The following is a 7,055-nucleotide window of genomic DNA, read 5'->3' as shown; positions in this document are numbered from 1 at the left end:
GTCCTGGCCGCGGCGGTCGCCGTGGCAGCCGTGCTGGGCCTCGCCGGCGCGGCCACGGTCGACGCCCGCCCGGGTGACCTCGCGTTCCCGCTGCTCGCGGTGGCCGACGCCGCGGTGGTGGAGCTGTCCGCGCTGGGCGGGTCGCGCTCGGGCGCCGAGCTCGCCGTCGCCGCGGCGCGGCTGGCCGACCTGCGCGCCGACGCGGCGGACGGTGCGGGCGGGGACGACCTCGACGCGCAGGTGGCCGACCTGCTCGGGCACGTCGCCGCGGGCAGCCGGGTGGCGGTCGCCGCCGGGGTGGCCGGGGACGTGGGGCAGCTGGTCACCCTGCACGACTGGGCGCAGCGCCGGGCCGCGGAGGTGACCGCCGCCCGCGGTGTGCCCGGCGCCCGCTCCGGCGCGCTGCGGCAGGTGTCCGCGGAGCTCGACGCGGTCGTCACCCGCACCGACGCGATCGCCCTGCGCCTGCCGTGCCGGGAGATCACGAACGGTGCCGACCGGCTCGGCCTGCTGCCGGCGGGCACCGCGTGCCGGCCGGTCGACCCCGCCGCCGGGGCCGGGCCGACCCCGCCCGTCGTGCGCCAGGTCACGGTCGAGGGGCTGCGCGCGGACGGCTGAGCCGCCGCCCGGCACCGACCGACCGGGGACCGGCCCGGCGCGGCTACCCTCGCAGCGGGCGCCGCGCACCGGGCGGGGGCGCCGCGCGGCGAGCGGGGAGGAGCGCACGGTGCCTCGACCGGAGTGGTTCGACCGCCCGTTCGGCGCGTTCCGCGGCTTCGGTCCCACCGCGGCAGAGATCCGGGCCCAGGTCGCCGGGCGGGCCAGCGCCGACGCCGGCATCGCCGCGGCCGAGGCCGAGACCGGGGACGCCGGCGTGCCCCCGGTGCCGCCCGACCTCACCGCCGCGGCCTTCTTCGACGTGGACAACACGATGATGATGGGCGCCTCGATCTTCCACTTCGCCCGCGGGCTCGCCGCGCGCAAGTTCTTCACCGCCACCGACATGGCCGGGTTCGCGCTGTCCCAGCTGCGGTTCCGCGTCGTCGGCAAGGAGAGCACCGCCGACGTCACCACCCGCCGGGAGCAGGCGCTGAGCTTCGTGGCGGGACGCTCCACCGCGGAGATCGCGGCGCTGGGCGAGGAGATCTACGACGAGCTGATGGCCGACAAGATCTGGCCCGGCACGCGCGCCCTGGCCCAGATGCACCTCGACGCCGGCCAGCAGGTGTGGCTGGTGACGGCCACGCCCGTCGAGCTGGCCCAGATCATCGCGCGCCGCCTGGGGCTGACCGGGGCGCTGGGCACGGTGGCCGAGAGCCAGGACGGCGTGTTCACCGGCCGGCTGGTGGGCGACATCCTGCACGGCCGGGCCAAGGCGCAGGCGGTGCGCGCCCTCGCCGCGCGGGAGGGCTTGGACCTCAAGCGGTGCACGGCCTACTCCGACAGCTACAACGACGTGCCCATGCTCTCCACCGTGGGCACCGCCGTCGCGGTGAACCCCGACCAGGACCTGCGCGAGCTGGCCCGCACCCGGGGCTGGGAGGTCCGCGACTTCCGCACCGGCCGCCGCGCGGCGAAGATCGGCGCCCCCGCGCTGCTCGGGGCCGGGGCCGTCGCGGTGGCCGCGGGCGTCACCCACCGCCGCCGCGGCTGAGCCGCCGGTCCGGTCTCATCCCCCGAAGATGCTGCGCCGCTGGGAGAGCAGGCGGTAGAGCGTCTGCTGGATGGTCTCGCGCACCTGGTCGGTCAGGTTGAACACCAGCATCGGGTCGTCCGCCGCCTCGGGTCCGATCGAGGCGGTGTCGACGGGCTCGCACAGCTCGATGAACCACTTCGAGGGCAGCGGCACCGCACCCAGCGGGCCCAGCAGCGGGAAGAACGGGGTGACCGGGAAGTACGGCAGGCCCAGCAGCCGCGCCAGCACGCCGAGGTCGCCGATCATCGGGTAGGTCTCCTCCGCCCCCACGATGGCGCAGGGCACGATGGGCCGCCCGGTGCGCAGCGCGGCGGCGACGAACCCGCCGCGGCCGAAGCGCTGCAGCTTGTAGCGGTCGGCGTACCGCTTGCCGACCCCCTTGAAGCCCTCCGGCCAGACCCCGACGACCTCGTCGGCGCGCAGCAGCCGCTCCGCGTCGGGGTGACAGGCCAGGGTGTGCCCGGCCTTGCGGGCCAGGCTGCCCACCATCGGGGTGCGGAAGGCGAGGTCGGCGCCCAGCATCCGCAGCGAGCGCGACGCCGGGTGCTGGTCGTGCAGCGCCACGGTGGTCATGAGGGCGTCGAGCGGGATCACCCCGGAGTGGTTGGCCACCACCAGGGCGCCCCCGGTGTCGGGCACGTTGTGCAGGCCGGTCGCCTCCACCCGGAACCAGCGCTCGTAGAGCGGGCGCAGCGCGGGGACGAGGACGTGCTCGGTGAGGTCGCGGTCGAAGCCGAACTCGTCGACGTCGTAGTCCCCCGTGAGCCGGCGCCGCAGGAACGCCGCGGCCTCGGCGACCTGCTCGGTGACCCCTCCGACGGGGTCGCGGGCGGGCACCCGGGCCGGGACCCGGGCGGGCGCACCGGCCACCGCGGTGTCGGTGGGCGGGGGCTCGGCGGCGGCACCCGGGACGGCGGGCAGCGCGGCCGGCTCGCTCACCGGCCCACCCGGCTGGCCACGGCGGAGGTCCCGGCGACGGCGGCCTGCTCCACGGCCCGCAGCGTCGCGGCGGGCAGGGCGGGACGCAGCCGGCGGCCGCGGACGAAGTCGTCCAGCGCGGCCCGGGTGGTGTAGCGCGGCCGGAACCCGAGCACCTCGCGGGCCCGCGTCGAGTCGACCACCCGTCCCACGTTGAGGAACCGCACCTGCTCGGGCGAGAAGTCGACCAGCCGCGCGCCGCGGACGGCGGTGCCGACCAGCCCGACCAGCGAGGACGGGACGGCGACGCTGACCCGGCCCGCGCGGCGGATGGCCTGGGACAGCAGCAGCACCCCGTCGCCCGCCACGTTGACGGTCCCCGCGGCCGGGGCGTGCGCGGCGAGGGCCAGCACGTCGACGGCGTCGGTCTCGTGCAGCAGCTGCACCCGGGCGTCGTGGCCCAGCACGGTGGGGACCACGGGCAGCGCGAAGTAGCGCGAGAAGGTGGTGTCGACGGTCGGGCCGATGACGTGCGCGAGCCGCAGCACCGTCAGGGCCACGTCCGGCCGGCGGCGGGCGAAGGCGCGGACGTAGCCCTCGACCTCGGCGGCCTGCCGGGCGAAGCCCCCGCCGGGGACCGAGCGCGGCTCCATGTCCTCGGTGAACACCGCGGGGTCGCGCGGGGTGGCGCCGTAGACGTCGGCGGCGGACTTGACCACCAGCCGGCGCAGCGTCGGTGCCTGCTGGCAGGCCGCGAGCAGGGCCATGCTGCCCAGGACGTTCATGTCCTTGAGCGCGCTGCGCCCGCCGTACGCCCCGGGCAGCGAGCGCAGGCCGGCGTGGACGACGGTGTCGACCCGTGCGTCGACGAGCAGGCGCGCGACCGCCGGGGTCCGCAGGTCCGCGCGGACCAGCTCCACCCCGGGGGTCCGGGCGAGATCGCCGCGGCGGTCCGGCACGGTGTCGACGGCCAGCACGCGGCGCACGCTGGGCAGGCGCGCGACCGCGGCCGCCGTGCGGGCGGCCACGTCCCCGCTGACCCCCGACACCAGCACCACCTCGGGGGGCGCGGCGGGGGGTCGGGTCACCTGCGCGAGGGTAGTCGCGCGGGCGGGGCGGCGGGGTCGCCCCGGACGAGCACGGCCGTCAGGACCGGTGGCAGCACCGGCCGGCGACGGCCGGGCTCACTTGCCGAGCTTGCGACGCTGCACCCGCGTCTTGCGCAGCAGCTTGCGGTGCTTCTTCTTCGACATCCGCTTGCGGCGCTTCTTGATGACCGAACCCATCCCGGGTCCACCTCGCTGTCGTCTCTGCCGCAGGGCGTCGCGCCCCGCGGGATCGGCTGGTTCGTCTGGTGACGGGTTCCTGGCGCACACCGCGCCCCACCCGTCGGGTCGCGCCCGGCGGCGGCTCCCACGGCCCGTGGGTCACCACGGCGCCGGACGCCGTTCACCCGCGAGTCTACCCACGGACGAGCGGCGGCCCCGACCGAGGTCGGGACCGAGCGGCAGCCCGGGGACGGGACTACCCCGCGTCGTAGTACGCGGTCTCGAGGTAGTCGTGCACCGCCTTGGCGTGGACGCGGAACGACCGGCCCACCCGCACGGCGGGGAGCTCCCCGTTGTGGACCAGGCGGTACACGGTCATCTTCGACACGCGCATCACCGTCGCCACCTCGGCGACGGTGAGGAACTGCGTGTCGGCCAGCTGTGGCTGGCCGTCCTTCGGCTCCGACGGCATGTGCGTCCCATCCGGCACGTGTCGCGCCGCCGGCTTCCCCTCCGGCGGAACGGACACGCACGTGCTTCCTGCGAGACTAGCGGGTCAGGGGGTGGTAGTGCGACCAGTCGGACAGAGGTCGCAGAACCACCCCTGCCACGTCACCCACAGTGGTCACACGCACCCCGGGCGCCCCGTGACGATCACCCGCCCAGCGCGACGCTGCGGTCCCGCGCCGCCTCCACCGCGGCCACGACGGCGGCGTGGACCCCCCGGTCGTCGAGGGTGCGCAGCGCGGCCGCCGTGGTGCCCGCCGGCGAGGTCACCGCCTCCCGCAGCAGGGCCGGGTGGGTGCCGGTGTCGCGCAGCAGGTGGGCCGAGCCGACGGCGGTCTGCGCGACCAGCTCGGTCGCCACGTCGCGGGGCAGGCCGAGCAGCACCCCGGCGTCGACCATGGCCTCGGCGAGCAGCAGCAGGTAGGCGGGCCCGGAGCCGGACAGGGCGGTCACGGCGTCCTGGTGGGACTCCGGGACCACCACCACCCGCCCGACCGCCGACATCATCGCCCGCACCTCCTCGAGGTGCTCCGGGCCCGCGTGCGCCCCGGCCGACGCCGCCGCCATGCCCTCCCGGACCAGCATCGGGGTGTTGGGCATGACGCGGACGACGGGGGTGCCGGGGGCGAGCGCGGACTCCAGCGCGGCGGTGCTCACCCCCGCGCACAGGGAGACCACGAGCGCCGTCGCGGGCAGGTCCCCCAGCCCGGCCAGGGTCTCCGGGACCGAGCCGGGCTTGACGGCGAGCACGACCACGTCCGCCCGGGCCGCGGCGGCGGCCGCGTCGACGGCCTCGACGCCGTGCTCGCGGGAGACCTGCGCGGCCCGATCTGCGTCGCGCTCGCAGAGCAGCAGCGTCGCCGGGTCGCGGCCCGCAGCCACCAGCCCCCCGAGCAGTGCCTCGCCGATGCGTCCCGCGCCCACCACCACCGTCGTCGTCATGGCGCCCACGGTGCCACGCAGGGTGGTCCCGGCTCAGCCGGGTGGCACCGAGCCGACGTCGGGGACCATCGCGAGCTGGCGGGTCTGCACCACGACGGCGCCGGTGCTGTCGACGACCACGGCGTCCTCGTCGAACCAGGTGCCGTCGACCGAGCTCGTCGACGACCGCACCCGCAGCCAGCCGGGCGCGGGGGTGCGGCGCAGCAGCCCGGTCATGCTCACCGTCGGCGCCCAGCCGAAGCGGCCGAGGTTCAGCGTGACCGGGGGCGAGACGTCCCCGGCCATGAGCGCGAACAGCAGGTCGGGGTCCTCGCCGTGCGGGCGGACCCACATCCGCAGCGAGGGGTCGGCCGAGGTCTCGCCGCGGGCGAAGGCCGTCGTGGTGGGGTCGAGGACCAGGTCGCACACCGCGGCCAGGCGCACCACGTCGCCCAGCGGGTGCGCGCCCACCCCGACCAGCTCGGCCGGCGGCGCGGCGGGCATCCCGGCGATCGGGTCCGGGCCGGAGTGCAGCGGCGCCCCGGGGGCCGGCGGGCCGAGGGTGACGACGGCGCGGACCGCCCCGCGACCGCCCTGGCGCAGCTCGACCTCGGCGCTCGAGACCCGTCGGCCCCGCTTGGTGACGTGCACCTCCAGCTCGACCGGGCCGGGGTCGGGCGGGCGCAGGTAGCTGGCGGAGACCGCGACGGGGGCGACGCCCGGGGCGCCCAGCGCCGTGTCGGCCGCGCCGGCGCACAGCGCCATGAGCACGCCGCCGTGGGCCTTGGGGCCGATGGTCCAGGTGTCGGTGAGGTCGGCGGTGAACGCGACGACGTCGGTGCCCCGGCCCCCGGTGGGGCGCAGCGCCAGGGCGTCGCGGAAGGGCGTGCTCACGCGGGGACGCCCGGACGGGCGAGGTGGGTGCGGGCGAACTCCAGCGACTCGGCGAGCATCGCCACCCGCTCGCGGCGGGTGCGGGCGGACTGGGTGGTGATCTCGAGGATCGCGATCCCGTCGAAGCCCTCGGCCGCGAGGGTCCGGCACACCTGCGCGCACGGCTGGGTGCCCCGGCCCGGCACCAGGTGCTCGTCCACGGCGGCGCCCGTCCCGTCGGTGAGGTGCAGGTGGGCCAGCCGGGTGCCCATGCGGCGGGCCATGGCGACCGCGTCCTGCCCGGCGGTGGCGGTGTGGGAGAGGTCCAGCGTGTAGTGCGCGTGCCCGACGTCGGTGGGGTCCGGGGACGGGGCGAAGGCCGAGAACGACGCGCCCGCGTCGCCGCGGCGCAGCATCCGCCGGGCGGCGCGCTCCCCGCCGCCGAGGAAGCGGTCGGCCCGCAGCGGGAACATGTTCTCCACCGCGACGACGACCCCGCTGGTGCGCTCGAGCTCGGCGACCTGGTCGGCGAAGCCCTCGGCGTAGCGGCGCTGCCACCGGAACGGGGGGTGCACCACGACGTGGCGGGCGTCGAGCGACACCGCGGCGTCGACCGCCCGCTCGAGGCGGACCACCGGGTCGTCGCCCCAGATGCGCTGGGTGATGAGCAGGCAGGGGGCGTGCACGGCGAGGACGGGCACGCCGTAGCGCCGGGCCAGCCGGCCGACGGCGGCGACGTCCTGGCTGACGGGGTCCGCCCAGACCATGAGCTCGAGGCCGTCGTACCCGACCTCCGCGGCCATCGCGAAGCCCGCCTCCACGGTCTCGGGGTACACCGAGGCGGTGGACAGGCCGATGGGCACGGCGGGCAG

The 7,055-nt window shown here is 77.1% G+C and carries 9 protein-coding genes; 2 read left to right on the top strand and 7 right to left on the bottom strand.

Going from position 1 to position 7,055, the window contains the following annotated elements:
* Together ACYVOF_RS15110 and ACYVOF_RS15105 are read left to right on the top strand one after the other, a co-directional pair.
* A partial coding sequence (locus ACYVOF_RS15110; protein ID WP_460867871.1) for a hypothetical protein occupies positions 1-618 on the top strand: 618 nt, incomplete at its 5' end.
* A 109-nt stretch (positions 619-727) separates the two neighbouring features.
* On the top strand, positions 728-1,654 hold the full coding sequence (locus ACYVOF_RS15105; RefSeq protein WP_460867869.1) for an HAD family hydrolase: 927 nt from the start codon (positions 728-730) through the stop codon (positions 1,652-1,654).
* A gap of 15 nt (positions 1,655-1,669) precedes the next feature.
* On the opposite strand, the gene ACYVOF_RS15100 is transcribed toward ACYVOF_RS15105, so the two are convergent.
* From ACYVOF_RS15100 to ACYVOF_RS15070, 7 genes are all read right to left on the bottom strand, one after another.
* Positions 1,670-2,635, bottom strand: a complete 966-nt coding sequence (locus tag ACYVOF_RS15100) for a lysophospholipid acyltransferase family protein (RefSeq protein ID WP_460867867.1) — start codon at positions 2,633-2,635, stop codon at positions 1,670-1,672.
* Positions 2,632-3,702 (bottom strand): NAD-dependent epimerase/dehydratase family protein, encoded by a 1,071-nt coding sequence (locus ACYVOF_RS15095; RefSeq protein ID WP_460867865.1) that lies wholly within the window; start codon positions 3,700-3,702, stop codon positions 2,632-2,634. Before ACYVOF_RS15095 ends, ACYVOF_RS15100 begins: the two co-directional genes overlap by 4 nt.
* A 96-nt stretch (positions 3,703-3,798) precedes the next feature.
* Positions 3,799-3,900, bottom strand: coding sequence for a 30S ribosomal protein bS22 (locus tag ACYVOF_RS15090; protein ID WP_010241351.1), 102 nt, complete (start codon positions 3,898-3,900; stop codon positions 3,799-3,801).
* 238 nt (positions 3,901-4,138) lie between these two features.
* Positions 4,139-4,354, bottom strand: coding sequence for a helix-turn-helix domain-containing protein (locus ACYVOF_RS15085; protein ID WP_460867862.1), 216 nt, complete (start codon positions 4,352-4,354; stop codon positions 4,139-4,141).
* Between the two features lie 182 nt (positions 4,355-4,536).
* Entirely contained in the window at positions 4,537-5,331 is a 795-nt protein-coding gene (gene proC, locus ACYVOF_RS15080; protein WP_460867861.1) for a pyrroline-5-carboxylate reductase, read from the bottom strand.
* 33 nt (positions 5,332-5,364) lie between these two features.
* Positions 5,365-6,204 (bottom strand): thioesterase family protein, encoded by an 840-nt coding sequence (locus tag ACYVOF_RS15075; RefSeq protein ID WP_460867859.1) that lies wholly within the window; start codon positions 6,202-6,204, stop codon positions 5,365-5,367.
* Positions 6,201-6,986 carry a sugar phosphate isomerase/epimerase family protein gene (locus tag ACYVOF_RS15070; protein WP_460867875.1) on the bottom strand — a complete coding sequence of 262 codons (786 nt, stop codon included), beginning with the start codon at positions 6,984-6,986 and terminating at the stop codon, positions 6,201-6,203. The genes ACYVOF_RS15075 and ACYVOF_RS15070 overlap by 4 nt, the downstream gene beginning before the upstream one ends.
* Between the last annotated feature and the right edge of the window lie 69 nt (positions 6,987-7,055).

This window comes from Rhodococcus aerolatus, assembly GCF_054783215.1.
This window is presented reverse-complemented; position numbering and strand designations above follow the sequence as displayed.